Origin of the sequence: Breoghania corrubedonensis, assembly GCF_003053845.1 — a bacterium.
Lineage (GTDB): Bacteria > Pseudomonadota > Alphaproteobacteria > Rhizobiales > Stappiaceae > Breoghania > Breoghania corrubedonensis.
In genome coordinates, this window is sequence record NZ_QAYG01000001.1 from 1,235,150 (window position 1) to 1,261,171 (window position 26,022).

At 64.4% G+C, this 26,022-nt stretch carries 23 protein-coding genes and 1 other RNA gene; 16 read left to right on the forward strand and 8 right to left on the reverse strand.

Features of this window, described 5'->3' with window-relative positions:
* Positions 1–99: 99 nt before the first annotated feature.
* Positions 100–1,152: a MaoC family dehydratase gene (locus C8N35_RS05380; protein ID WP_107989101.1), complete on the reverse strand. Its 1,053-nt coding sequence runs from the start codon at positions 1,150–1,152 to the stop codon at positions 100–102.
* A 225-nt stretch (positions 1,153–1,377) separates the two neighbouring features.
* Here C8N35_RS05380 and C8N35_RS05385 point away from each other — a divergent pair, with 225 nt between their 5' ends.
* The 5 genes from C8N35_RS05385 (at position 1,378) to C8N35_RS05405 (ending at position 6,986) form a co-directional block, all read left to right on the forward strand.
* Positions 1,378–2,337, forward strand: coding sequence for a 2-hydroxyacid dehydrogenase (locus C8N35_RS05385; RefSeq protein ID WP_107988529.1), 960 nt, complete (start codon positions 1,378–1,380; stop codon positions 2,335–2,337).
* Between the two features lie 175 nt (positions 2,338–2,512).
* A complete protein-coding gene (locus C8N35_RS05390; protein ID WP_107988530.1) occupies positions 2,513–3,124 on the forward strand; it encodes a LysE family translocator in 612 nt (203 codons plus the stop codon).
* 140 nt (positions 3,125–3,264) lie between these two features.
* Entirely contained in the window at positions 3,265–5,694 is a 2,430-nt protein-coding gene (gyrB, locus tag C8N35_RS05395; RefSeq protein ID WP_107988531.1) for a DNA topoisomerase (ATP-hydrolyzing) subunit B, read from the forward strand.
* 115 nt (positions 5,695–5,809) lie between these two features.
* Positions 5,810–6,379: a hypothetical protein gene (locus C8N35_RS05400; RefSeq protein WP_146177346.1), complete on the forward strand. Its 570-nt coding sequence runs from the start codon at positions 5,810–5,812 to the stop codon at positions 6,377–6,379.
* Between the two features lie 277 nt (positions 6,380–6,656).
* A complete protein-coding gene (locus C8N35_RS05405) occupies positions 6,657–6,986 on the forward strand; it encodes a hypothetical protein (protein WP_245926662.1) in 330 nt (109 codons plus the stop codon).
* Positions 6,987–7,208: 222 nt separating this feature from the next.
* Here the strand turns inward: C8N35_RS05405 and C8N35_RS05410 are convergent, their stop codons facing one another.
* The 6 genes from C8N35_RS05410 to C8N35_RS05435 all read right to left on the reverse strand — a co-directional run bounded on the left by C8N35_RS05410 (position 7,209) and on the right by C8N35_RS05435 (position 14,228).
* Entirely contained in the window at positions 7,209–8,285 is a 1,077-nt protein-coding gene (locus tag C8N35_RS05410) for a 4-oxalomesaconate tautomerase (RefSeq protein WP_107988534.1), read from the reverse strand.
* Between the two features lie 290 nt (positions 8,286–8,575).
* The gene (locus C8N35_RS05415; RefSeq protein WP_107988535.1) at positions 8,576–9,454 is read right to left on the reverse strand and encodes an amidohydrolase family protein; all 879 of its coding nucleotides are present in this window, start codon (positions 9,452–9,454) and stop codon (positions 8,576–8,578) included.
* Complete coding sequence (locus tag C8N35_RS05420; protein WP_107988536.1) at positions 9,451–11,385, reverse strand: TRAP transporter permease; 1,935 nt, start codon at positions 11,383–11,385, stop codon at positions 9,451–9,453. The genes C8N35_RS05415 and C8N35_RS05420 overlap by 4 nt, the downstream gene beginning before the upstream one ends.
* A gap of 212 nt (positions 11,386–11,597) precedes the next feature.
* Positions 11,598–12,524: a TAXI family TRAP transporter solute-binding subunit gene (locus C8N35_RS05425; protein ID WP_107988537.1), complete on the reverse strand. Its 927-nt coding sequence runs from the start codon at positions 12,522–12,524 to the stop codon at positions 11,598–11,600.
* A gap of 248 nt (positions 12,525–12,772) precedes the next feature.
* Positions 12,773–13,471 carry a 4-carboxy-4-hydroxy-2-oxoadipate aldolase/oxaloacetate decarboxylase gene (locus tag C8N35_RS05430; protein ID WP_107988538.1) on the reverse strand — a complete coding sequence of 233 codons (699 nt, stop codon included), beginning with the start codon at positions 13,469–13,471 and terminating at the stop codon, positions 12,773–12,775.
* A gap of 4 nt (positions 13,472–13,475) precedes the next feature.
* A complete protein-coding gene (locus C8N35_RS05435; protein WP_245926663.1) occupies positions 13,476–14,228 on the reverse strand; it encodes a PIG-L deacetylase family protein in 753 nt (250 codons plus the stop codon).
* A 232-nt stretch (positions 14,229–14,460) separates the two neighbouring features.
* Here C8N35_RS05435 and C8N35_RS05440 point away from each other — a divergent pair, with 232 nt between their 5' ends.
* The 3 genes from C8N35_RS05440 (at position 14,461) to C8N35_RS05450 (ending at position 17,256) form a co-directional block, all read left to right on the forward strand.
* Complete coding sequence (locus tag C8N35_RS05440; protein ID WP_107988539.1) at positions 14,461–15,657, forward strand: LysR family transcriptional regulator; 1,197 nt, start codon at positions 14,461–14,463, stop codon at positions 15,655–15,657.
* Positions 15,658–15,781: 124 nt separating this feature from the next.
* Positions 15,782–16,588, forward strand: coding sequence for a 4-hydroxy-tetrahydrodipicolinate reductase (gene dapB, locus C8N35_RS05445; RefSeq protein WP_107988540.1), 807 nt, complete (start codon positions 15,782–15,784; stop codon positions 16,586–16,588).
* 47 nt (positions 16,589–16,635) lie between these two features.
* Positions 16,636–17,256: a 2,3-bisphosphoglycerate-dependent phosphoglycerate mutase gene (locus C8N35_RS05450; RefSeq protein WP_107988541.1), complete on the forward strand. Its 621-nt coding sequence runs from the start codon at positions 16,636–16,638 to the stop codon at positions 17,254–17,256.
* Positions 17,257–17,347: 91 nt separating this feature from the next.
* Here the strand turns inward: C8N35_RS05450 and C8N35_RS05455 are convergent, their stop codons facing one another.
* Entirely contained in the window at positions 17,348–17,770 is a 423-nt protein-coding gene (locus C8N35_RS05455; RefSeq protein WP_107988542.1) for an HIT domain-containing protein, read from the reverse strand.
* Between the two features lie 292 nt (positions 17,771–18,062).
* Between C8N35_RS05455 and ffs the strand changes: the two genes are divergently transcribed.
* From ffs to C8N35_RS23570, 8 genes are all read left to right on the forward strand, one after another.
* Positions 18,063–18,159, forward strand: an RNA gene (ffs, locus tag C8N35_RS05460) — signal recognition particle sRNA small type.
* Positions 18,160–18,293: 134 nt separating this feature from the next.
* Positions 18,294–20,252 carry a DNA polymerase III subunit gamma/tau gene (locus tag C8N35_RS05465; RefSeq protein WP_107988543.1) on the forward strand — a complete coding sequence of 653 codons (1,959 nt, stop codon included), beginning with the start codon at positions 18,294–18,296 and terminating at the stop codon, positions 20,250–20,252.
* A 64-nt stretch (positions 20,253–20,316) separates the two neighbouring features.
* Positions 20,317–20,637 carry a YbaB/EbfC family nucleoid-associated protein gene (locus C8N35_RS05470; RefSeq protein ID WP_107988544.1) on the forward strand — a complete coding sequence of 107 codons (321 nt, stop codon included), beginning with the start codon at positions 20,317–20,319 and terminating at the stop codon, positions 20,635–20,637.
* Positions 20,638–20,679: 42 nt separating this feature from the next.
* Positions 20,680–21,288 carry a recombination mediator RecR gene (gene recR, locus C8N35_RS05475; protein WP_107988545.1) on the forward strand — a complete coding sequence of 203 codons (609 nt, stop codon included), beginning with the start codon at positions 20,680–20,682 and terminating at the stop codon, positions 21,286–21,288.
* 382 nt (positions 21,289–21,670) lie between these two features.
* On the forward strand, positions 21,671–23,704 hold the full coding sequence (locus C8N35_RS05480; RefSeq protein ID WP_107988546.1) for a methyl-accepting chemotaxis protein: 2,034 nt from the start codon (positions 21,671–21,673) through the stop codon (positions 23,702–23,704).
* A gap of 261 nt (positions 23,705–23,965) precedes the next feature.
* The gene (locus C8N35_RS05485; RefSeq protein WP_107988547.1) at positions 23,966–24,760 is read left to right on the forward strand and encodes a response regulator; all 795 of its coding nucleotides are present in this window, start codon (positions 23,966–23,968) and stop codon (positions 24,758–24,760) included.
* A gap of 33 nt (positions 24,761–24,793) precedes the next feature.
* A complete protein-coding gene (locus tag C8N35_RS05490; protein WP_107988548.1) occupies positions 24,794–25,591 on the forward strand; it encodes a response regulator in 798 nt (265 codons plus the stop codon).
* Between the two features lie 64 nt (positions 25,592–25,655).
* Positions 25,656–25,970, forward strand: coding sequence for a hypothetical protein (locus C8N35_RS23570; protein ID WP_146177347.1), 315 nt, complete (start codon positions 25,656–25,658; stop codon positions 25,968–25,970).
* The last annotated feature ends 52 nt before the right edge of the window (positions 25,971–26,022 follow it).

Below are 26,022 nucleotides of genomic sequence, written 5' to 3' on the forward strand. Positions count from 1 at the left end.
GCCCGGTGTGCGGCGTTCGAGAGCGCCAGTGCGGGCCCAGTACGAGCAAGGTCCGAGCGGACTGCCGCACACTCGGGCCACGCCCGGACCGCCCTCTCGCTAGCGCGGCAGGAGCTGCCAGGTATCCAGATCGAGGATCACCGCCGGGTCGTAGCGGCCGTCCGCATCCTTGTCGGGGAAATCGGCGCAGGGCCGGTCGACGGTCGCCACCGTGCGGATCCTGAGCGCGCCGATATCGTCGCGCCCGGCGATCGCGGCCTTGTCCAGCACCTGCGACCACGCGAAAACCGTGCCCCCGGCAAACAGCGGCGCCACGTGGCGGCCGCCATTGATGCCGGCGACGTGGAAGGCCGGCGCCAGTCCGTTGAACGACAGCGCGCGCGCCAGGCTGATGACGTGGCCGCCATAGATCAGCCGCCGGCCGAACCGGCCCTTGCCTTCGGTGAACTGGTTGAAATGCACCTTGGCGGTGTTCTGGTAGAGCCGCGTCGCCAGCATGTGGTCGCTCTCCTCCACCGTCATGCCGTCGACGTGGTCGATCTTCTCGCCCACCTGATAATCGTCGAAGCGGTGCGGGCTGCCGGCAAGTTCGCCGTCCCAGGCCGAGATATCCAGCAGCGGAACGGCGTCGCCCAGCGCATCCGGCTCGATCGCGTCGGGCAGTTCCGGGATGACCGGTTCGGGCGCGGGCGATGCCTCGTCGCGCTTTCGCACCATCACCCAGCGCACATAGTCCAGCACCTCCGTGCCGTCGGCCTTGTAGCCGGTGGAGCGCACGTAAACGACGCCGGTCTTGCCCGAGGAGGTCTCCTTCAGCCCGATCACCTCCGAGACCGCCGACAGCGTGTCGCCGGGATAGACCGGCGCCAGAAACCGCCCGCCCGCATAGCCGAGATTGGCGACCGCGTTCAGCGAGATGTCCGGCACCGTCTTGCCGAAAACGATGTGGAAGACCAGCAGATCATCGAGCGGGGCGTGCTCGTAGCCGAGCGACTTCGCCAGGGCATCGGAGGAGGAAACGGCAAAACGCGGGCCATAAAGCGCGGTGTAGAGCGCGGCGTCGCCCGCGCTCACCGTACGCGGCGTGGCGTGGCGCAGGATCTGACCCAGCCTGAAATCCTCGAAGAAATTGCCCGTATTCGTCTTGTTCACGCTCGTCTGGCCCGCCATTTCTCACTCCCGCCGACAACTTTCCGTCGCGGCGATTTAGGGGCACGCTGCACCGCAACGCAAGGGGACCTTTGTTTATGGGGCCGCCCGGTGCTTATGGAGCCGCCCCCGTGGCGCGCAGACGTCCCCATCCACTCCCGCACGCCTTTCGTTCGGCTGCGAAACGCTTTAGCCTCGCCGCATCGACTGTCATGCGCGAGGGGAAACATGGACCGTCAGCAAGTGCTCGTCATCGGGCCGATCTTGCCTTACGTCATCGCGAAGCTGGGGGAACGCTTCGACGTGGTGGAGCTTCACAAGGAGGCGGACCGCGCGGGCTTCCTCGAACGCGAGGGCAAACGCTTCAAGGCGGTGGCCTGCGGGTTGAAGGGCATCGACCGGGAGACGATCGCCGCATTGCCCGATCTCGAGATCATCTCCTCCTTCGGTGTCGGCTATGACGCGGTCGATGTGGCCGCGGCGGCGCAAGCGGGCGTCGTCGTCACCAACACGCCGGGCGTGCTGGACGAGGAGGTCGCCAATACCGCGCTCGCGCTGATGCTGATGACGGTGCGCGAACTCAACCGGGCCGAGAACCACCTGCGCGCCGGGCGCTGGGCGAAGGACGGGCCCTATCCGCTCACCGCCGGCTCGCTCGGCGGTTCGGTGCTCGGCATTCTGGGGCTCGGGCGCATCGGCAAGGCGATCGCGCGCCGGGCCGAGGCCTGCGGCATGAAGATCCACTATCACGGCCGCCACGAGCAGGCCGGCGTCGCCTATCGCTACCATGCGAGCCTCACGGAGCTGGCGCGCGCGAGCGACGTGCTGATGGCGGTGGTTCCCGGCGGGGCCGCGACGCATCACATGATCGACCGGCAGGTGCTGGAGGCGCTGGGGCCGAACGGATATCTGATCAATATCGGGCGCGGCACGGTGGTGGACGAGACCGCGCTGATCGAAGCGCTTTCCAAAGGCGCCATTCGTGGCGCCGGGCTCGACGTCTTCGAGAACGAACCGGCCGTGCCGGAAAGCCTTGTGGTCCTGGAAAACACGGTCCTGCTACCCCATGTAGGATCAGCCTCCGTGGCAACACGCCAGGCCATGGGACAGCTTGTCGTCGACAACATCGTGGCCTGGACGGACACGCGCCGCGCCATGACGCCCGTGCCGGAAACGCCCCAGCCATAGACGCCCCCGACACGGGCTTCCAGGCGAAAGACGATCCGGACAGGGCGTCCCGCGCCGGAGGCGACGGGGAAATGGCCAAAGCGCCCGAAACACGATACATCACTTGTCTCTCCGCCATCCCGGCGAACACGGGAAACGGCCGGAGAGAACCGCGAACGGCCATGGACTGACACAGATGAACTGGATCGATCTCGCCACTTTCGCCGCCGCTCTCTTCGTCGCGGCGATGGCGCCGGGGCCGGGTATCGCGGCGATCGTTGCGCGCGTGCTCGCGCATGGCCGCAAGGGCGCGACGGCCTTCTGCACCGGCATGATGCTGGGGGACGTGGTGTGGCTTTCGCTGGCCGTGTTCGGCCTGGCGTTCATCGCCCACAGCTTCGCGTCGGTTTTCCTGGTGGTGCGCTACGCGGGCGCGGCCTATCTGCTCTATCTCGGCTGGAGGATGTGGAGCGCGCCGGCCTCGGCGATCCGCCTGCCGACGTCGGGCGCCGAACGCCCCTGTCGGCTCTTCTTCGGCGGGCTGGCCGTGACGCTGGGAAATCCGAAGACCATCGTCTTCTATCTGGCCTTGATGCCCAATCTCTTCGACCTCAAGCGGGTGACTCTGCTAGGATATGGCGAGCTCATGATGGTCACCCTGCTTATCCTGGGTTTCGTTTTCGCCGGCTATGTGGTTCTGGCGCATATGGCACGCGGCCTGTTTTCAACCCCGCGCGCCCTGCGATGGCTCAACCGCGGCGTCGGCACCGTCATGGCCGGGGCAGCGGCCGCCATCGCCTCCCGCTAGGCCTGAAAGCAGGGCCCCTCTCTCCGCCCGCACCGGACGGAGAGCCTGCGCGGAATCGCACGCGTTCTCCTCATGTTGAACCCGCGCGCGAAGCCCTTATAACCTAACCAACACATACAATTTGCAGGTCGCTGATTCGCATGAACGATACTCCGAAGAACAGCCATGGCGCGGACGAGTACGGCGCAGATTCCATCAAGGTCCTCAAGGGCCTGGACGCGGTACGCAAGCGCCCCGGCATGTATATCGGCGATACCGACGACGGCTCCGGCCTGCATCACATGGTCTACGAGGTGGTCGACAACGCCATCGACGAGACGCTGGCGGGGTGGGCCGACCTCGTCAAGGTGACGCTGAACGCCGACGGTTCGGTCACCGTGACCGACAATGGTCGCGGTATCCCCACCGAAATGCACGAGGAAGGCGTTTCGGCGGCCGAGGTCATCATGACCCAGCTGCATGCCGGCGGTAAGTTCGACCAGAATTCCTACAAGGTCTCCGGCGGTCTGCACGGCGTGGGCGTTTCGGTGGTGAACGCGCTGTCGACCACGCTGAAGCTCGTCATCCGCCGCAACAGCCGGGTCCACGAGATGACCTTCACCCACGGCGTCGCCGACGCGCCGCTGAAGGTCATCGGCGATGCCGGCGATGATACCGGCACGGAGGTGACGTTCCATCCCTCGCCGGAAACCTTCACCAAGCTCGATTTCGATTTCGATACGCTCGAACACCGGCTGCGCGAGCTGGCCTTCCTCAATTCCGGCGTGCGCATCCTGCTGACCGACAAGCGCGGCGTGGAGGCCAGAGAGGTGGAACTGCATTACGAGGGCGGTCTGGAAGCCTTCGTGCGCTACATCGACCGGGCCAAGCATCCGCTGATCGAAAATCCCGTGGTGATCACCACCGAGAAGGACGGCATCACGGTGGAAGCCGCGCTCTGGTGGAACGACAGTTACCACGAGCAGGTTCTGTGCTTCACCAACAACATCCCGCAGCGCGATGGCGGCACGCATCTGGCCGGTTTCCGTGGTGCGCTGACGCGCCAGGTGACCGGCTATGCGGAGCGTTCCGGAATCACCAAGAAGGAAAAGGTCGGACTTTCGGGCGACGATTGCCGCGAGGGGCTGACCTGCGTGCTTTCGGTGAAGGTGCCGGATCCGAAATTCTCCTCCCAGACCAAGGACAAGCTGGTCTCCTCCGAGGTTCGTCCGGTGGTCGAGAACGCGATCAATCACGCGCTTGCCGAATGGTTCGAGGAAAACCCGGCGCCGGCCAAGGTCATCGTTTCCAAGGTGGTGGAGGCCGCGGCGGCCCGCGAAGCGGCGCGCAAGGCGCGCGATCTCACGCGACGCAAGGGCGCGCTCGACGTGGCTTCGCTGCCCGGCAAGCTCGCCGACTGTCAGGAACGCGATCCGGCCAAGGCCGAACTGTTCCTCGTCGAGGGTGACTCGGCCGGTGGCTCCGCAAAACAGGGCCGCCACCGCGAGAACCAGGCCGTGCTGCCGCTGCGCGGCAAGATCCTCAACGTGGAGCGCGCGCGCTTCGACAAGATGCTGTCGTCGAACGAGATCGGCACGCTGATCACCGCGCTCGGCACCGGCATCGGCAAGGAAGAGTTCAACGTCGACAAGCTGCGCTACCACAAGATCATCATCATGACGGACGCCGACGTCGACGGCGCCCACATCCGCACATTGCTGCTGACCTTCTTCTTCCGCCAGATGCCCGATCTGGTGGAGCGCGGCCACATCTACATCGCCCAGCCGCCGCTCTACAAGGTCAAGCGCGGCAATTCCGAGCAGTACCTGAAGGACGAGAAGGCGCTGGTCGACTTCCTCATCGCCACCGGCCTTGATGACACCAGCCTGACGCTGGCCAGCGGCGAGGCGCGCTCGGGTCCGGACCTGCGCGCCGTGGTCGAGGAGGCGCGCGCCATCTCCAACGTGCTCGACGGCCTGCATGCCCGCTACGACCGCAACGCGGTGGAACAGGCGGCAATCGCCGGGGCGCTGTCGCCCGAGATCCTCGAGAATCGCGAAAAGGCGAACGAGGCCGCCGCCTACATCGCCCGCCGGCTCGATATCCTCGCCGAGGAGTTCGAAAAGGGCTGGGAAGGCGAAGCGCGCGACGACGGATCGCTGGTCTTCACCCGCACGCTTCGCGGCGTGAAGGAAGTCGCGACGATCGACGCGGCGCTTCTCGAGTCCGCCGATGCCCGCAAGCTCAACGGCTATCACGCCCACCTTTTCGAGATCTACGGCAAGGCTGCGACGCTCAGGCGCAAGGACACCGGGACGCAGATCCGCGGCCCCCGCGCGCTGTTCAACTCGCTGCTCACCTTCGGCCGCAAGGGCCTGTCGCTGCAGCGCTACAAGGGCCTGGGCGAAATGAACCCCGAGCAGCTGTGGGAGACGACGCTCGATCCGAACGCGCGCTCGCTGCTGCAGGTCAAGGTGCGAGAGGCCGACGCGGCCGACGACATCTTCACCAAGCTGATGGGCGACGAGGTGGAGCCGCGCCGCGAATTCATTCAGGAGAATGCCCTGTCGGTGGCCAATCTCGACGTGTGATGAAGGCCGAAGAGGCCGCGAATTCCTGATGATCGGCAGACGAAACGAGAAGGGTTGACGACATCCTTCTCCGTTTCGTCAGATGGTTGGGTGCGCGGGATCTGGGATCGCGCTGATGGAATCCGTGTTCGTCCTCATATGGGTCTGGATTCTTGCAGCTCCCGTGGTTGCGTTTGTCGCCCGCCGGCCCCGACCGCTTTCCCCCCAGGCTCTCACGATTTGTTCAATCGGCCTGCTTTCGGCGGTGGCACTCGCCGCTGTTTTCAACATCAGTTTCGTCCGGGTCGAAGCCAATATTCTCACACTGTGTGCGGCGTACCTGGCGTACTGTTACCTTGCATTTTTCCCGGTTCCAGAAGGCAGGAAACCAGCCAGATACCTGGTGCGTTTCATTGCGTCCGTTCCAATATTCGGCGGATACCTGCTGGCAACCGTCGGAGTGCTGGGACTAGGCCTCATCATCGCCGATGCCACTGAGCCTCCATGGCGGGTCACGCCCCTCGAAGGAGGGCTGGTTTGCAAGGTGAACGGCTGGGGCGCAGCAATGACGGACAGCGGATACACTGTCAGTGCTTATCGCCGGTATGGTTCGCTTCTGGAGCGCAGGGTCACGAAGGTGACAGTCAACCAGAGCGCCGGAGAGCCTGAAGCGGAGTGCGCCGATATCGCGAAATCGCTACAGTGATGGAGGTTACGGGGCGTCGCCCGGCGACAGAACACCATGCCTCCTTCGGTTCCTGCAGACAGTGCGGTTGACGTTCGACCTCAAGGCAGCATCTTTACTAGCATGACGAGGGCGGGCGTTCCGGCCTAAGCTGACGGCAATTGTCAGCTGTCTGGGTGCCTTGCAGCCTCGTGATGCGGCATGGCGTTCCTTGACGCTGCGACACTTCATCGCATTTCGGGCATGGTGGCGACGCCCCAGAGTGTCTCAGATGCACGGGCTGAAGAGGAGGCTTCATTTGCGCACGTTTTTCCGCAATCCGCTTTTCCGTCTGCTTGCCATCAACTGGCTTGCGGGCTTTGTCGTTACCGTCCTTCTTGTCGCGGGGTTCTACCTCACCGATATCGGCGGACTGTGGTCGCTGATCATGCGCTCGGAAACGCCGTTCGTACCGATCGCGATGCTGTTCTTCGGTTTTCTCATCACCTTCACCAGCGCCGCCATGGGCACGGCGATCATGTCCATGCCGAGCGACGGCTCGGGCGGCGGCGGACGCCGTCTCAGGATCCGCGCGCCGGAGCTGGTGCCGATCCGGGTCAAGGCGAACGCCAATCCCCGGCGGGGATAAAGCCCGTACAAGCCTGGGGACAGGGCGGGGATAAAATCCGCCTCTCCCGTGCGCCCGCCTTCCTCATTCCAGCCGCGTCACGTCATGAACGGGCATCCCCAGGATGCCCGTTTTCGTATTTGATGAATTTTCGCATTTGAAGCGAATACGACGAAATACGACGCCTGTTCGAGACAAATGTTAATCGACGACAAAACGCTCGTTTGAAGCCGCAGCCCCCCCTCACGGCAAGGCGAAGACCGTGCCGTCGAAGAGCTTGCGCGCCGTTCTGACGATGCCCGAGCGCACCGGCACAGGGATGCCATCCCGCATCTCCGTCTCGATCTCGACGCCGAGTTTTCCGCCCGGATGCTCGATATCGGCGCGCAGCGGATTGGCCGCAACCGGAGCCGCCACCTCCGCCGCCGTCGTGCCGGGTACGAGGGCCGCGGCCGCGACCGTGGCGGCTGCCAGCACGCCGACGGACTGGTGCACGCGGTGGGGAATGAACGAGCGCGTGGCGATCAGCCCGCCCTCGCGCGGGCCTGAGACGAGGCACATTTTCGGCACCGTCTGCTTCTCCACGTCGCCGAGGTTCATCAGCGGCCCGCATTTCAGCCGGATCGCCTCCAGCCGCGCCTTCAGCGCCGCATTCTCCTCCAGATCGGCAACGCTCTCCCCCCCGGTAAGCCCGAAGTCCTGCGCCTTGATGATGACGTTGGGCATGCCGTTGTCGATCATGGTGACGCGCACGCCGTCGATCTCGTCGGTGGCGTTGCCGCTCGGCAGAAGCGCGCCGCATTGCGCGCCGGCGGTCTCGAAATAGTTCTGAATGATCGGCGCATGGATGCCGGGCACGCCGTCGATCGCCGCATCGCCGTCATAGGCCACCTCGCCGCCGGGCGTGCGCACATCGAGATCGGCGCGGCTGTCGGAGTTCACCATGTAGACGCTGACGGTCGTCACGCCGTCCTTTGCCGTGACCAGCCCGCGTTCGATGGCGAAGGGGCCGATGCCGGCCAGGATATTGCCGCAGTTCTGGGTATCCGACACGACCGGCTGATCGGGTGTCACCTGCAGAAAGAGGTAATCGACATCGACGCCCTCGCGCATCGACGGGCTGACGACGGCGACCTTGGAGGTCAGCGGATGGGCGCCGCCGATACCGTCGATCTGGCGCGGATCGGGCGAGCCCATGACCTTCAAGAGCAGCGCATCGCGCTCTTCCCTGTCGGCCGGCAGGTCGGATTTCAGGAAATAGGCCCCCTTCGACGTGCCGCCGCGCAGCAACATGCAGGGGATGGCGATCTGGCCTGGCATAGCGGGTTTCCTTACGTCAGACGGCAAAGAGACAAAAAACGGAGCGCCCGAGCGGGTGCACCCGGTCGCGGGATCCCGGATCGGCGCTCGGCTCCGCCTCGCTTGTCCGGGATGAGGACGGAAGGTTGAAACCACACGGAGAAGCCCGGTCGGCTTCAGGACCTGCGTTTGTCTTCAACTCTTCGGCGTCATCCCGGGCGGTCTGCGCCGCAGGCGCATGGCCAGACCCGGGATCCGGCGACCAGTCGGCGCGAAAGCGCCTCCTCATCTTCTTCCCGGCCCCGCCGCCGCTAAACCTCGTCCGGCCAGTAGAGCCGCATCGGGTTGTCGACCACGAGCTTCTTCAAAAGGTCCGGCGTCGGGGCGATCTGGCCGAGGAGATCGACAAGCTGACCGTCGTCCGGCACCCATTTCTTCATGTTCGGGTGCGGCCAGTCGGTGCCCCAAAGAACCTGATCGGGGAATGTTTCCACCAGATGGCGCGCCTGTTCGACGCAATCGGCGAAGGGCGGGCCGTCATGGGAAAGCCGCTCGGAGCCCGACACCTTGACCCGGATGTCCTTGCGCGCCTCCAGGAGCCCTTCCAGCAGCTTCATGCCCGGCTGTTCAAGCCCCAGTGCGGGATCCACCCGCCCCATGTGGTCGATGACGACCGGCACCGGCACCTTTTCGATGATCGGGGCCAGTTCGTGGATCTTTTCGGTATCGAAATAAATCACCACATGCCAGCCCAGCGCGCCATAGCGCTTTGAAAGGCTTTCAAGCGCCGCGAGCGCCGCGTCGGAACCCAGATGCTTGACGAAGTTGAAGCGCGAGCCGCGCACACCCGCCGCATCGAGCCGCTTCAGCTCCTCGTCAGAGACCTCCGGCTTCACCATGGCGATGCCGCGATAGAGACCCTTGCCCCATTCCAGCGCATCAACGAGCGCGGCATTGTCGGTGCCGTGGCAACTCGCCTGCACGATCACGGCGCGCTCGAAACCGAGATGATCGTTCAGCTCGCGAAGCTTCTCCTTTGGCGCATCGACGGGCGTGTAGGTGCGGGTCGGCGCGAAGGGAAATTTCGCCGCCGGGCCAAAGACATGGCAATGGGCATCGACGGCGCCGGCCGGCAGCGTGATGTCCGGCGTCTTCGGGTTCGGGTGGAATGCGAGATACTCTGCACTCATGTCCGCGCGGGCTCCTGTACGGGCGACTTGGAAGAAAGATAGGCCTGGAAGACGACGAAGCCGGCGAGCGCCAGACCGGCAAGGCGGATGGCGAGCGAGATAGGATCGTAGTCGGGCATGCTGGTCGGCCACAGCAAAAGCGCGGCGCCGGCGACGAGCCCGAAGCGCGCGAGCACGCCAAGCGGCACCATCAGCCAGCCGGTGAAGGCGGTGGCCAGCGCGGAAACGCCGATCACGGCCGCGATCGTCTGCAGCACGATGGAGGCAGGCGAGCCGATCAGCAGCAGACCCGGCGAGTAGATGAAGACGAAGGGGATGACGAGCTTGACGAACCCGAGGCGGATCGCCTCGAACGCCGTCTCGTTCGCCCCGGCGCCTGCGATGCTCGCCCCGGCATAGGCGGCAAGCGCCACCGGCGGCGTGATCGCCGAGATCAGGCCGTAGTAGAAGATGAACATGTGGCCTGCGATGGTCGGCAGGCCGAAACCCTCGAGCGCGGGCGCCACCAGAATGGCGAGCAGCAGGTAGGCCGCCGAGGTGGGCAGGCCGAGCCCGAGAATGAAGGAGGCGAACATGGTGAAGACCAGCACCAGGAACATGCTGTCGCCGCCGACATCGAGGATCAGGCTGGAGATCTGCAGCGCCAGTCCGGTCAGCGTCAGGACGCCGATCAGAACGCCGGCTGTGGCCACGGCCGCAACCACGGACAGCGTGTTGCGCATGGTCTCCGTCGTCGCCAGCAGCAGGTTCTTCGGCGAGACGCGGGTCGCTTTGGAAAGCGGCATGATGACGAGCGCCATGGCGATGGCGAAGACCACCGACTTCATCGGCGTGTAGCCGTAGATCAGGAAGCCGACCAGCACGACGAGCGGGGCGAGCATGTAGCCGCGCGTTGACAGGACGTTCCACACCGACGGCACGTCTTCATCGCCCGCGCGCGCCATGTTGAACTTTCCGGCCTCCAGCCTGACGGCCACCAGCAGCGCTAGAACGTAGAGAAGCGCCGGGATCAGCGCCGCGAGAGCGATGGTCACGTAGGGGATTCCGGTCATTTCCGCCATCAGGAAGGCGGCGGCCCCCATGACGGGCGGCATGATCTGGCCGGCGGACGAGGCGGCGGCTTCGATGGCGCCGGCTGTCTTGGCGCGGTAGCCCGCCCGCTTCATCAAGGGAATCGTGAAGGTGCCGGTGGTGACCACGCCTGCGACCGCCGAGCCGTTGATGGACGAAAACAGCGTGGAGGAAACGACGGCGGTCAGCGCCGGACCGCCCTGCACGCGGCCGGTGAGGGCATGCGCGAGATCGACGAAGGTCTGGCCGAGGCCGGATTTCATCAGCAGCACGCCGAGGAAGGAGAACAGGAAGATATATTGCGCCGCCACGCCCATCGGGATGCCGAAGACGCCTTCGGTGCGCAGGAACAGGTTGGAGGCGAGACGCCCGGTGGAATAGCCCGAATGGCCGTATTCGCCCGGGATCAGATAGCCGAAATAGGCATAGGCCAGCGCCAGAACGGAGATGGCGACCATGGTGCGCCCGATATAGGCGCGCGCCATGACCAGCACGATCACCATCGTGGCGACGAACAGCGCCTTGTCGACATCGTTGGCGATGGCGCCGCGCCGGATGATCTGGGTGTAGTTCTCGTAGAGATAGGGCCCGGGCAGCAACGCCACCACCGCCAGCACATAGCACAGGACGCGCAGGGGCGTGATGCGCGTGCCGGCCGCGATGACCAGCAGGCCGGCGGCAGCCATCAGCGAGAAGAACATCGAGCGCAGCAGAAGCGCTGTCAGGCCGCCGAAATAGGAGGTGTAGAGCAGCATGGCCGTGACCGCGAGCCCGAGGGCCGAGATCACCAGGGCGACGGCCTTCTTCTCCGCGCCACGGATATGGGCGGCGGGAAGCACCTGCGAGGCGAATTGTTCCATGTGAGCTCCGCTCGACAAGACGACACGCGGAGGGAATCAGCCGTCGAAATCAGCTCTCCGCTTTCAATGGACTGAGTGCCGGCCGGTTCCGACAGGGAGATGTCCGCGTGTTCCGAGAGCCATCGTCATGGACCCCTCTCCCACAAGGGGAGCGGGGTCCAAGCGGCAGGCGCACGGATCAATCCCTGTTCGGGAGCCGGAAAGGCTCCGCGCTACTTCGCGACTTCGTCGAAGTAGCGCTTGGCGCCCGGGTGCAGCGCGATCGGGGTTTTCGGGCCCTTCTTGAGCGAGATCAGCTTCGCCATGGGATGGACGGCACCCAGTTCCTTCAGGTTGTCGAACAGCGTCTTGGTGACATTGTAGACGAGGTTCTCGTCCGCATCGGCTGCCGTGAACAGGATCGCCGGGTCGGCGAGCTGCGGGGTGTCTCCGTCCTCGCCGCGATAGGTGCCGCCGGGCAGCGTATCGACCGCGTAGAAGGGATAGTCCTTCAGGAGCTGGGCGATCTTGGCTTCGTCAACAGGCACGAAAGTGACGTCCTCTGAGGTCGCCAGCTCGATCAGGGCCGAGGCCGGGATGCCGGCCAGCACCATGGTCGCGTCCAGGTTGCCGTCCTTCATGGCATTGGTCGCTTCCGAATAGGAAAGGTACTGGATGTTGGATTCGTTATAGGCGCCATAGGCCTTGAGCAGGCGTTCGGCGATAACGGAAGAGTTCGAGCCCGGAGGGCCGACGGAGATGCGCTTGTCCTTCAAATCGGCGATCGACGTGACGTTCGCATCCTTCAGTGCCGCGATCTGCAGCATCGCCGGATAGAGATAGGCGATTGCCGCGACGTTCTGCTTCTCCTCGAACGGATCCTCGCCATTGGCGCCCGCATAGAGCACGGAAGCCGAAGAGAACCCCATCGTCATCTCGCCCATGGAGACGCGGCGGATATTCTCGATGGAGGCGCCGGTCACCTCGGCCTTGGCCGTTATGCCGTCGGCATGCTTGTTGATGACGTCGGCCATCCCTGCGCCCACGGCGTAGAACACGCCGCCGGTGCCGCCGGTGCCGATGGCCACGCGTTCGGCAGCCTGGGCGGCGCCGACGGCAAGGCCGGCGGCCATGAGCGTAGTCAGAATGAGTTTCTTCATGGGTCAGATACCTCCCGGTTCTAATGCTTTTCTCGACGGAAGACCCCGAAGGGGCCCTATATGGCGCTGGCGGCGCGCCTCCCGTATTCCGTCATGGTACCCCGCGATACGGCGGGGCATTCGGTGGCCACCGGCCATTCCGGCCGGTCATCTTGCCGCAATCGCCATCTTGCAGGCATTGTCAGTCCCGACGAGGCGGCGAAACGACACAATTGCGGCCATTGCGTGGTGCGCGATCGCATCGGGCCTCAGATGTATTTCAGCCCCTTCTGGGCGAGGCGTTCGCGCATGTTGTAGATGTCGAGGCCGAGTTCGCCGGAGGCCAGTCGCTCGCGCTTGGAGGTTTCGTTCACCTCGCGTGCCTGCGCCTTTTCCAGCGCCAGCGTCGCGTGTTCGCGCGCCACGACGCAGACACCGTCATCGTCGGCGATGATCACGTCGCCGGGATTGATGCCGGCGCCGGCACACACGATCGGCACGTTGACCGAACCCAGCGTCTCCTTGACGGTGCCTTGCGCGAAGACCGCGCTCGACCAGACCGGGAACCCCATTTCGGTCAGATCCCGGACATCGCGCACGCCGGCATCGATGATGAGGCCGCGCACGCCGCGACTTGCCAGCGACGTGGCGAGCAGGTCGCCGAAATAACCGGCATTGGACGGCGAGGTCGGCGCGACGACGAGGATGTCGCCGGGCTTGCACTGCTCCACGGCGACATGGATCATCCAGTTGTCGGCGGGGGGAATGGAGACCGTTACCGCAGAACCTGCGATGCGCGCACCCGAATAGATCGGCCTGAGACGCGTATCGAGAAGGCCGACACGGCCCTGCGCCTCGTGAACGGTCGCCACGCCGCATTTGGCAAGCCCGTCGATGACAGCGGTATTGGCGCGCTCGATCTCCCGGACGACGACATGTTCGCCGGGAGCGGGTCGATAGATCGCCATGGTCCTACAGCTCCGATATCATGCGCGGGAAGATCGACTGGTAGCCTTCGCCATACTCGACGTTCTTGCCACCGGCCTGACCGCCAGAGTTGCGCTTGGCCTGTACGCCACGCTGCTTGCCGACGCGGGTGTAGTATTCCCACAGGTGCTCCTGGCCCTGCATGCACTGGATGGCGGCGTACTTCCTGTCCCACACTTCGGAGATGTCGAGGAGCACGTCCGGCTTCCAGCCGCACTGTTCGGTCTGATGGGGCTCGAACAGATAGACTTGCGGGGCTCCCAGGATCTTTTCGCCCGGGTTATGGCCCCAGGCTTGCGCGATCATCCGGCACTCGATCGTCATGCGCGTGGCGGCGGGATGGTCGGTATTGTACGGATCTTCAAGGGAATGGGAGAGGATGAACTTCGGCTGGACCTTGCGCATCACGTCGACGAGCCGGAACTTGGCGTCCTCGGTGATGCCGAGCGGATAGTCGCCGATGTCGAAGAACTGGATGTCGGCGGCGCCAAGCGCGGAGGCCGCGGCTTCCGCTTCCTTGCGGCGCTCGCTCTTGACGTGCTCCATCGTGCAGCCGTCCTTCTTCCACAGCTTCGCGCTTTCGCCGCGCTCGCCATAGGACAGGCAGACGATCGTGACGTCATAGCCCTTCCTGGCATGCAGCGCGATGGCGCCGCCGGCGCGCCAGACGAAATCAGCGGAATGAGCACTGACGACGAGAGCCGTCGGCCGGGTGCTTGTGGAATTTTGTTCGCTCACTCGGGGCGTTCCTTCCTGAGTTTCCTCACGGGCCGTCGCTATGGTCGATGGACGGTTCCGTTTCCTTTCGGCAGGCGCCGGTCGCGGTCTTGCCCGCGAGCCTCTCCAGCATCCCGCACAGAGGCATGGACCATGTGCCAACACGCCGCGGCGAGCCAGTCCGAATCGCCTCGAACTCGATAAGTTTTTCCTATAGGGTCCACCAGGAACCTCCTTCCTCAGGAGCAGGCACTTGGCAGAACTGCCTAACATTCATCACTTGCGCGCCTTCGCGCTGGCCGCCCGGCTGAACTCCGTACACCGGGCCGCGGCGGCTGCGCACCTGTCCCAGCCCGCCGTGACACAGGCGCTGGCCCGGCTGGAAAAACGCTATGAATGCCGCTTCTTCGAGCGCCGCTCCACGGGCGTCTATCCTACGGAGCTTGGCGAGATCATGCTGGCGCGCGTGGAACGGGCGCTGGAGCTGATAACGGACGCGGCCCGCCGGCTTTCCGAAAGCGCCAGGCGCACCTCCCAGACGAAGGGCGGCGGTGTCGACCGGCTGGCGACCACGGCACAGCTTCGCGCGCTCGTCGCCATCGCGCGTTCGGGAGGTTATTCGGCCGCCGCGCGATCGCTGGGGCTCGCCCAACCTTCGGTCCACCGCGCCGCACGCGACCTGGAGCGACTGGTCGGCGTTCCGCTTTTCGAGCGCATCAGCCAGGGCGTGGCGCTGACACCGCAAGGACGCATGCTGGCACTCAGGGCCGCGCTCGCCTTTCGCGAGATCGAGGCGGCGACCGACGATCTGGAGGAGGCCAAGGGCCTGGTGCGCGGCCGCCTCGTGATCGGCACGCTGCCGCTCATCCGCACCGAAATCCTTCCCGAAGCGGTGATCGCTCTTTCGCAACGCTATCCGCAGGCCTCCATCCGCATAGATGACGGGTCCTATGCAAGCCAGCTCCACGCGCTTCACATGGGCGAGATCGATCTGCTGATCGGCGCGTTGCGCCAGCCGCCCCCGGCAGATGACCTTGAGGAACGCGAGCTTTTCACGGATACGCTGTCGGTGATCGCCCGCGCCGGCCATCCGCTGGCCGGTAAGGACCGGGTGACGCGCGAAGATCTGCTGCGCTTTCCCTGGATCGTGCCGCGACCGGAGACACCGACGCGCGCCCATTTCGAGGCGCTGATCGGATCGCGCTTCATGACGGGGCTGATCGAAACGTCATCTCTGGTAGCCCTGCGCGGCATGCTCTTGAAGAGCGACCGGCTCACGCTGCTGTCGCGCCGCCAGATCACCTACGAGGAGCGCTCCGGGCTGCTGAAGGCGCTGCCCGTCGAACTCGGCGATCGCCCCCGCCCCATCGGCATCACGTTGCGCTCCAACTGGCGCCCGACCGGTCTGCAGACCGCATTCCTGGAGATCCTGCGCGAAAAGGCGAAATAGGCCGGGGCATGGAGTGCGCGGAGCTTCCGCAGCGGCGAACCGGCCCGATCGTTGCGCCTTCCGCTTTGCCCCGGCGTCCCCCACCTGCTATATCGCGCGGCAACAAGAATGATGTGGAGCCGCTATGTCTGATATGCGTCTAGTCGTCGTCGGCGCCGGCGGGCGGATGGGCCGCCAGCTCGTGCAGGCCATCACCGAAATGTCCGGCGTCACCGTGTGCGCCGCGATCGAGCGCGAGGGCTCGAAGTTCCTCGGGCAGGATGCGGGAACGCTCGCGGGTGTCGGGGAACTCGGCGTTCCACTCACCGACGATCCGCTCGCCGCTTTCGTCAAGGCGGAGGGCGTGCTCGATTTCACCCGCCCCGACGCCACCGTCGGTTTTGCCGAACTCACCGCCCAGGCCCGCATCGTCCATGTCATCGGCACGACCGGCTTCGACGCCGCGCACGAGGCGAAGATCGAGGCCGCCGCCCGCCATGCGCGCATCGTCAAGTCGGGCAATATGAGCCTTGGCGTGAACCTTCTGGCGGAACTGGTGCGCAGCGCCGCCCGGGCGCTCGACGAGGACTTCGACATCGAGATCGTCGAGATGCATCACCGCCACAAGGTGGACGCGCCATCGGGCACCGCGCTGCTGCTGGGGGAGGCGGCGGCCGGGGGCCGGGAGATCGATCTCAAGGCCCGCTCGGTGCGGGTGCGCGACGGCCATACCGGCGAACGCCCCGTCGGCGATATCGGCTTCGCATCCTTGCGCGGCGGTTCGGTGGTGGGCGATCACACGGTGATCCTCGCCGGCGAGGGCGAACGGATCGAGCTGACGCACAAGGCGCAGGACCGCGCCATCTTCGCACGCGGCGCGGTGAAGGCCGCCCTGTGGGCCCGCCGGCAGAAGCCGGGTCTTTATTCGATGGTCGACGTTCTCGGCCTGTAAGCGCGTCTGATACGCCCCTTTCGGTACGACCCAATTCGGAGCGAGTGATGGAACGTCTTTTGGTACTGGTCCGCCACGGCCAGAGCGAGTGGAACCTGAAAAACCTCTTTACCGGCTGGAAGGATCCCGACCTGACGAAGCAGGGCGTGGATGAGGCGGTCGCCGCCGGCAAAAAGCTCAAGGAGATGGGGCTCACGTTCGATATCGCCTTCACCTCCGTGCTCACGCGGGCCCAGCACACCGAGGCGCTGATCCTGGAACAGCTCGGCCAGACGGGCCTTGAGAGCATCCGCGATCAGGCGCTGAACGAGCGCGACTATGGCGATCTGACCGGCCTCAACAAGGATGACGCGCGCAAGAAGTGGGGCGACGAGCAGGTCCATACCTGGCGCCGGTCCTACGACGTGCCGCCGCCGGGCGGCGAGAGCCTGAAAATGACGGCGGAACGCGTGCTTCCCTATTTCGAGGACCGGATCATGCCGGTGGTTATGAAGGGCCAGCGGGTTCTGGTCACCGCCCACGGCAATTCGCTGCGCGCCCTGATCATGAAGCTGGAAGGGCTTACGCCGGAAGAGATCCTGAAGCGCGAATTGGGCACCGGCGTACCGATCGTCTACCGCTTCAACGAAGACGGCTCTGTCGCAAGCGTGAAGGATCTCGCCGACTGAGGCAGATGGCGCCAACGGCCGTGCGCGCGATCGCCGGATCCGGCCCGCGGCCAAGCGGCAAGAAGGCCCGGCGGAGCGCCGGGCCGCACCCTCAGCGTGAGCGCACGCGCAGGCGTTCGATGAGATCGCCGCACATGCGCTCGCCCGCCTCGCTCGTGTAGGGCACCCTCTCCCCCGCACCCCAGACCGGACCGTCCCACGCCGCGTCGTTCTCGAAGCGAGCGACGACATGGATGTGGAGCTGGCGCACCACATTGCCCAGCGCGCCGACATTGAGCTTGTCGCAGTCGGTCGCAAGCTGGAGCACCTTCGAGGCGTGCGCGATCTCTTCCATCAGCAGCGTGCGTTCGCCGGCCTCCAGATCCGTCAACTCCTCCAGATCCGCCTTGCGCGGTATCAGCACCAGCCAGGGGAAACGCGCATCGTTCATCAGCCGCACATGGGAGAGCGGCATGTCGGTGAGGCTGAGGCTGTCGGCTTCGAGACGCGGGTCGAGAGAAAAAGCGTCACTCATGTTCAATCCATATCGTGGCGGCCATATCGTGGCGGCCATGTCGTGGTGGCCATGTCGTGGTGGCCATTTCATGTGAGTTCAAGACTTCGGCGACCTGAACGGGCTGGAAGCGGCCTGCGGGCGGCGTATTGACGCCATTCTGGCCGATCGAAGCGATTCGTGGCGAGCGGAATAAGTGCGAGATTGTGACACGGCGCCGCATGAGTGGTGGCGCGCCCGTTGTTCTTTCGTGTTCTTATCCGCGCTTCCCCCCTTGCCAATCCCCACCCCGATCCTGATATAACGGGTTCGGGAGGTTGGCAGTGGACGCGCCACTCGCCAACCGGGTCAGGTCCGGAAGGAAGCAGCCCCAACGAGTCTCGGCACGGGTCACCGTGTCCAACCTCCCACCTCTCGCCCCGCGATTGCCGCCGGACCTTTCGACCGGCACGGCGCGCGGGCTTTACGTTTCTCCGCACGGCGCGCGATCGCTTGCAAAGCCGGCCGCAGCAGCCACGCGGCCAGGATGAAGGCGTGAGGCCAGGTGGACGGCACTCTCTCCAGCGACACGGAAAATCCCGCCGGCGGATCGGTCCCGACCGATGGCGAGGCGCCTGCGGTCGGCGGCGCCTATCGCGTGCTCGCGCGCAAGTACCGTCCCAGCAATTTCGACGATCTCATCGGCCAGGAGCCGATGGTGCGCACGCTGTCGAACGCCTTCGACACCGGCCGCATCGCGCAGGGCTGGATCCTGACCGGTGTGCGCGGGGTCGGCAAGACGACGACGGCGCGCATTCTGGCGCGCGCGCTGAATTTCGAGATCCCCGGCGAGATCGACAAGCCGACCATCCATCTCGACCGCCTCGGCACCCACTGCCAGGCGATCATGGAAGGCCGTCATGTCGACGTGATCGAGATGGACGCCGCCTCGCACACCGGCATCGCCGATATTCGAGAGATAACGGACGCCGCGCGCTATCGCCCCGTTTCCGCGCGCTACAAGGTCTACATCATCGATGAGGTGCACATGCTGTCGAACGCGGCCTTCAACGGGCTGCTGAAGACGCTCGAGGAGCCGCCGGAGCATGTGAAGTTCATCTTCGCCACCACCGAAATCCGGAAAGTTCCGGTGACCGTGCTATCGCGCTGCCAGCGTTTCGATCTGCGCCGTATTGAGGCGGGGACCCTGGTCGCGCATCTCAGGCGCATTTCGGATGCGGAAAAGGTCGAGATCGAGGACGAGGCGCTGGCGCTGATCGCACGGGCGGCCGAGGGCTCGGTGCGCGACGCGCTTTCGCTGCTCGATCAGGCGATGGCGCATGGCGACGGCAAGATTACCGCCGAGGATCTGCGGTCCATGCTGGGTCTCGCCGACCGGGCCCGCGTCATCGATCTGTTCGAGCGCGCCATGAAGGGCGATGCGGCCGGGGCCCTGTCGGAGCTGCGCGCGCAATACGATATCGGCGCCGATCCGGGCGTGGTGCTGACCGATCTCGCCGACTTCGTTCACCTGGTCACACGGCTGAAGATCGTGCCGGATGCCGGCGACGACGCCTCGGTCACCGAAATGGAGCGCCAGCGCGGACAGGGGTTCGCGCGCGATCTTTCGATGCGGGTGCTGAACCGTGCCTGGCAGATGCTGCTGAAGGCGATCCCGGAAGTCCAGAACGCGCCCAAGCCGCTGGCCGCCGCCGACATGGCGCTGGTCAGGCTGTGCTATGCGGCCGACCTGCCGACCCCCGACGAGGCGCTGCGGCGGCTGACCGAAGACGGCGGGCAGGGCGGCGCGATACCGGGCGGCAATGGGCCGGCGGGGGGGACCCAGGGCGGGCCGATCGCGCAGGGCGGCGGTTCCGTTTCCGCGCAAGGCTCCCAAAGCATGCCGGCATCCGGGCCCACATCCGGACCTCGCCTTCACGCCGTCGCCGGCGGCCGGTCGGCGGTGAAGGCCGAGCCCGAGGCCTACGGGCATTCAGAGATCGCGCCCCGGCCCGACCCCGCACCGCCGCCTCCCGCCGAAAAGCCGGCCCATGCGGGGGAAAGGCTCACCAGCCTGGAGGATGTCGCCGCACTTTGTGCGCGCAACCGCGAGTTGACGCTGAAATTCGCCGTGGAACGGCAGATGCGGCTGGTGAAGTTCGAACAGGGCCGCATCGAGGTCGTGATCGACGAGGGCGCGCAGGCCGATGCCGCCGGCCGTCTCGGCCACAGGCTGGGCGAGTGGACGGGCGACCGCTGGATGGTCGTGGTCGTGCGCGGCGAGGCGGGACCCACGATCTACGAGGAACGCCAGGCCGAGCAGGCGAAGATCGTCTCCGACGCCATGGCCGATCCGGCGGTCAACGCCGTACTGGAGGCGTTTCCCGGTGCCAAGGTCGTCGATGTGCGGGTTCTGGAGAGCGAGGAGCCGGCCGAAGAGGCGGTGCCCCTGCCCGACGAGGAACTTGGCGACGATGGCGATGGCGAGACCGACGCCGGTACAGGGCCCGCCACTGACGGTTGAGCCCGCCGGCGCTCGGACGCCGGCCCATTCAGCAGACGATCAGGCAAGCAGAAGGTTTGGGACCATGGATTTCCTGAAGATGATGAAACAGGCCAAGCAGATCCAGGAGCAGATGGGGAGCCTGCAGGAGGAGATCGGCCAGATCGAGGTGACGGGTATGTCGGGTGGCGGTCTCGTCACGGTCGTGATGAGCGGCAAGGGCGAGATGAAGAGCCTGAAGATCGACCCCTCGCTCGCCAGGGAAGGCGAGGTGGAGATCCTGGAGGATCTTGTGCTCGCCGCCCACAACGACGCCAAGGCCAAGGCCGAGGCGGCCATGCAGGAAAAGACGCAGGACCTGATGTCCGGCATGGGCCTGCCGGCCGGCATGAAGCTGCCGTTCTGAGGCGCCTCCAGGCGAGCCGATACCATTGGATTTCCGACACACATGAGCAGCCGCAAGGTCGCCGGCCCTGAAATCGAGACGCTGATCCAGCTCCTGGCCAAGTTGCCGGGGCTTGGGCCGCGCTCGGCCCGGCGCGCCGCCCTTCACCTGATCCAGAAGAAGGACCAGCTCTTCGCCCCGCTCACGCGGGCGATGGAGGTGGCGCTTGAGGAAGTGCGTGTCTGTTCCACTTGCGGCAATATCGATACCTCGGACCCCTGCACCATCTGCGCCGATCCGCGCCGCGACGGCACGACCATCGTCGTGGTGGAAGACGTCTCCGACCTGTGGGCGCTGGAACGCGCCCAGGCCATCAACGCGCGCTATCACGTGCTGGGCGGCACGCTGTCGCCGCTCGACGGGGTGACGCCGGAGGACCTCAAGATCGCGGATCTGGTGGAGCGCGTGCGCGCCGGTGGCGTTGTAGAGGTGATCCTCGCCGTCAACGCCACCGTCGAGGGCCAGACCACGGCGCATTACGTCACCGATCAGCTGGCCGGGCTGGACGTGAAAGTCTCGCGCCTTGCTCACGGTGTGCCGGTCGGCGGCGAACTCGACTATCTGGACGAGGGCACGCTGGCCCAGGCGCTGCGGGCCCGCACGCCGTTCTAAGCCGTGACGCCGCGACGAGGAGACCGGCTCCTCGCGTCTCCCCCGCCATCGCCCAGGTGGCCATATCCGACCTGCCGCACAACAAGCCAGCCCCAGTTGAACACGCAGATCGCGGCCGATTGAACGGGCGCGCGGGAACCTTGCGGGCCGTTCGGGACAGATATCCCCGTCCGGTCATTGGGAGCGCCACTCCGCGCGCAGGCGCCAAGCATCAGCTCTCGGCACACCGTAACTCACCTCGATGAAAATCACGCATTATTACATATGCAGCGACAATTACTCACATTGAGCGCTGCGTTAGTCGTCTATTATAATATGTTTCCGATAATATCGCTGAACATGATATCGAATATTGACGGTTCTGCGCGTCCCGAGAGGCAAGATGCTCAAGCTCATGAAGTCGCGTTCCGCTGCGGTGGAGCAGGTGACGGTCGCCCCTGATGTCGATTGCCAGGCCGGCGCTTCTCCCACGACCGACGTGCAGGTCGACCCCGTCCACTCGCTGCTGACGAATGATCGCCTCGAAGGCCTGAGCGAGGCGGATTTCAGGTTCGCGGGCGCCGAAGCGGCTCTGGTCGTGGCCTTCATATCCCCCAATGTCGATTTCACGGCGACGGTGCGCGCGATCCAGAAGCTCGCAGGCGGCGCCCGCGTGGTGGCGACGACGACAGCGGGGGAGCTTTGCTCCGGCGGGGAACGCAGCGTCTATTGCGGGGCCGATGGCGACTGGAAGAGCGTCGTCGTGCAGGCATTCTCGCCGCGTCTGATCGCCGAGGTCGATGTCTTCGCGGTGCCGCTGCATTGCCAGGATATCCGCACCGGCGCCACGCCGATGGATCGCGACACGCGCATTTCGCGGATCTGTGCAGGTCTCGACAAAGTGCGGCCGTCCTTTGCGATCGATCCCCGCACCTGTTTCGCCCTTACCTTCATCGATGGCCTTTCCAATTCCGAGAACTATTTCATGGAGGCGGTCTATCGATCCGCCCGTTTTCCTTGCGTGTTCGTCGGAGGTTCGGCCGGCGGCAAGCTCGATTTCAAGCAAACCCAGCTTCATGACGGCAAGCAGGCGCTGGAAAACCATGCCCTGCTGATCTTCGTCCGGCTCGCCCCGGGCAACCGCTACGGCGTCATGAAGAGCCAGAACTTCAAGGTGACCGGCCCGAATTTCGTCGTCGTCGACGCGGACCTTGACCACCGTACCGTCAGCGCCGTGCTCAATCCCAAAACCGGCGACGTGGTCTCGCTCGTCGACGCTCTGGCCCAGACGCTCTCCACGACGCCGGATCGGGTCGCGGAAAAGCTCGGCGGACGCGCTTTCGGTATCAATCTGCAGGGGGAGATTTTCGTGCGCTCCGTCGCCGGTATCGACGTGGAGGGCGGCACGGTGAGCTTCTACTGCGATATCGGCCCCGGCGATGAACTGGTGTTGCTGGAGCCCACCGACTTCCTGCAACAGACGCAGCAGGACGTTGCCGCCTATCTGCGCGGCAAGCCGAAGCCGGCGGCGGTGCTGATGAACGACTGCATCCTGCGGCGCCTGTCCAATGGCGACAAGCTCGCCCAGGCGCGCAACATCTGGCCGGTACAGGCCGCGGGCTTTTCCACCTTCGGTGAACTGTTCGGCATCAACATCAACCAGACGCTGGTCGCCCTCGTCTTCTTCGCCGACGTGCAGGAGGATTATGCTGATGAGCTGATCGACAATTTCGCCAATTATTATGCACGTTTCGTGGAGTATTTCACGCGCAGGCGGCTGAACCAGGTGATGATGCTCAACACGCTTCGCAGCCGCGTGATCGCCGACATCGTCGATCACCTGAGCATCACCGGCGAGGTCGAGGGGGTGCTTGGGGAGGTTTCCCAGGTCGGCGGCATCATCGACGGCATCCGCAACGCCATGGGCTCGGGCGCCGCGGCCGGCCATAACGACCGGAGCAATAATACCGAACAGCTCGCCGGCAAGTTCCAGAGCCTCAGCGATTCCCTGTCGGCACTGCGCCAGGTCCTCTCCATCATCGACAACATCACCGGCCAGACCAACCTGCTGGCGTTGAACGCCACCATTGAGGCGGCGCGCGCCGGGGAAGCCGGCAAGGGCTTTTCGGTGGTGGCCGGCGAAGTCAAGAAACTTGCCAACGACACCAAGTCGTCGCTCGGCAAGACCCAGGCCGCGGTGGGCGACATCGAGATATCGCTGGAGCAACTCGGCGAGATCATCGAGGCGACCAAGGAACAGATCGCGCGCGAAGGGGACCGCTACAAGGACGTGATCGTTCAGGTTGAGGAAATCTTCGATCAGAGCGGGAACATCGAGCGTTCACTGAACGACCTCAACGATATCCTGGCCACCCATCGCGACGGCGTCGGCAAGGTCATGCGGCAGATCGAGTTCCTCAAACAGCTCGACACCTAGAACGCTTTCCGATCAAACGGACCCGTTTGATCGACAAGAAACCGCTCCAGATAGCTTGCTGGAGCATATATATTTTCTCCGTATAGCCTCGAAAGGCGCCCGAAGAATACGTATTATTACCTTGTTACGTCAATTATACTGAATATCCATTTCGTATATTCATATAATTTGAAGACTTGAACACGTACGTAAGTGATCAAGGATTTGGCCAGAAGCGAGCAAGGGCGCCTCGCCCGTCGTGATCACGAGAGTGCGGGACATATGAATGTCGATCACAGACTGAGAATTCTCATCGCCGACGATTCCACGGTTCTGCGGATGAAGCTTCGGGAATATCTCGGCGAGGTGGCTCCGAATGCCGAACTCGTTGAAGCCGACAACGGCAATACGGCGTTGAAGGCGATCGTCGACAACCCGATCGACATCGTCTTTCTCGATATCAACATGCCCGAACTTTCCGGCCTTCATGCGCTTCATCTGCTCAAGAAGAAGGGCGACAGCCTCTTCGTCGTGCTGATGTCGACGCAGGCCGATCAGACCCTGATCAAGGCGGGCAACGAGCTGGGCTCGTACGACTTCCTGAAGAAGCCTTTCACCGTGGATCGCATCCGCACGATCCTGCGCGCCTACGTTCACCTGTCGGACCGCAAGAAGGTCCTGATCGTCGACGATTCCGCGACCGTTCGCAAAATCATCTACCGTGTTCTCGCGAACTGCCGGTTCGACATGCTGATAAGCGAGGTCGACAGCGGCAAGGAAGCGCTGACCTTGCTGAAGGGCACCCAGCCCGACATCATCTTCCTCGACTATCACATGCCCGATCTGAACGGCGTGGAAGCGGCTCATTACATCCGGGCGGAAAGTCCGGCGGTGAAAATCGTCATGGTCTCGTCCAAGGACATGAGCGGCCAGCATGACGCCTGCCTTTCCGCCGGCATCTTCTGTCTGGTGAAGAAACCGTTCTTCCCCAAGGAAGTCGATTTCATCCTGCACCGCCTCTATGGACTGAACATGCCCCAGTCGCTCGAACTCACGCCCAACGTCACCCTTCTGTAAGGCGCCCGCGCCGCAAAGAGCCAATCGAGATCAATGCCCGAGAAGCAGCCCACAATCCTGATCACCGACGATTCGCAGACGTTGCGGCGGATCCTGCGCCAATCCGTCCTGGACGTATGCCCAGGCGCGACGATCGTGGAGGCGGCCGACGGAAAGCAGGCGCTCGTGGCACTCAAGGAACACGAGATAGATATCGTCTTTCTCGACGTGAACATGCCGGAAATGTCCGGCCTCGACGTGCTGGAACTGTTGCGCAACAAGGGCAACAACGTCTTCGTCACACTGATGTCGACAGAAGCCGATGCCGCAGTGATGAAGGCCGGCTCGGAACTGGGATCCTACGACTTCCTGAAGAAGCCCTTCACGCCCGAGCAGATCGCGACAATCCTGGCAAGCCACAAAAATCTGTCGCGACGCAAGAACGTGCTGATCGTCGACGATTCCCACGTCATCCGCCGCATCATCTACAAGGTTCTGGCGAATTGCCGGTTCGACATGCTGGTGAGCGAGGTAGAAAGCGGCAAGGAGGCCCTGACGCTGCTCGCCGGCACCCATCCCGACATCGTCTTTCTCGACTACAACATGCCCGGGCTCGACGGCATTCAGGCCGCGCAGCGGCTTCGCGCGGAAATCCCGGGTATAAAGATGGTGATGATTTCCTCGCAGGACCTGACCGAGCAGCGCGAAGCCTGCCGCAAGGCGGGCATCTTCGCGTTGCTCAAGAAGCCCTTCTTCGCCAACGAGGTCGACTTCGTGCTGCACCGGCTCTACGGCCTCAACATGCCGCAATCTCTGGAGCAGACGCCGAACGTGACACTGTTGCAAGATTAGGTGTTTGGCTCCGGGACAGGCGGCCAGGTCCAAGTCTGCCATAACCTCGATGCAGCATGTCCGCGTGGACGACCGGCTCAAGGCACACGCTTTCGAGGATCAGATGGCGATTGCCGGTTTGCATCTCGGACAACAACCCGGATGCGGCTCTGGCCTTGATGGAGGAGATCCGGAGCGAAGTCGCACAGCTTCCGGCCCATCCGAAACGCTGTCGTCCCGGCGGGATGGAGCGCACACGGAGCTGGTGGTCCGGCCCGGCTACCTAGAGCATATTCCGATCAGATTGAATCAAACTGATCGACAAGAATATGCTCAAGAGATCGATTTTGAGCGATTTCTTGTCGTTCAGGCGGGTTCGCCTGAACGGGAAGCGCTCTAGTGATCCATACCGAAACAGCCGACTTGATAACCATCATGCATGTGCTCCGTGC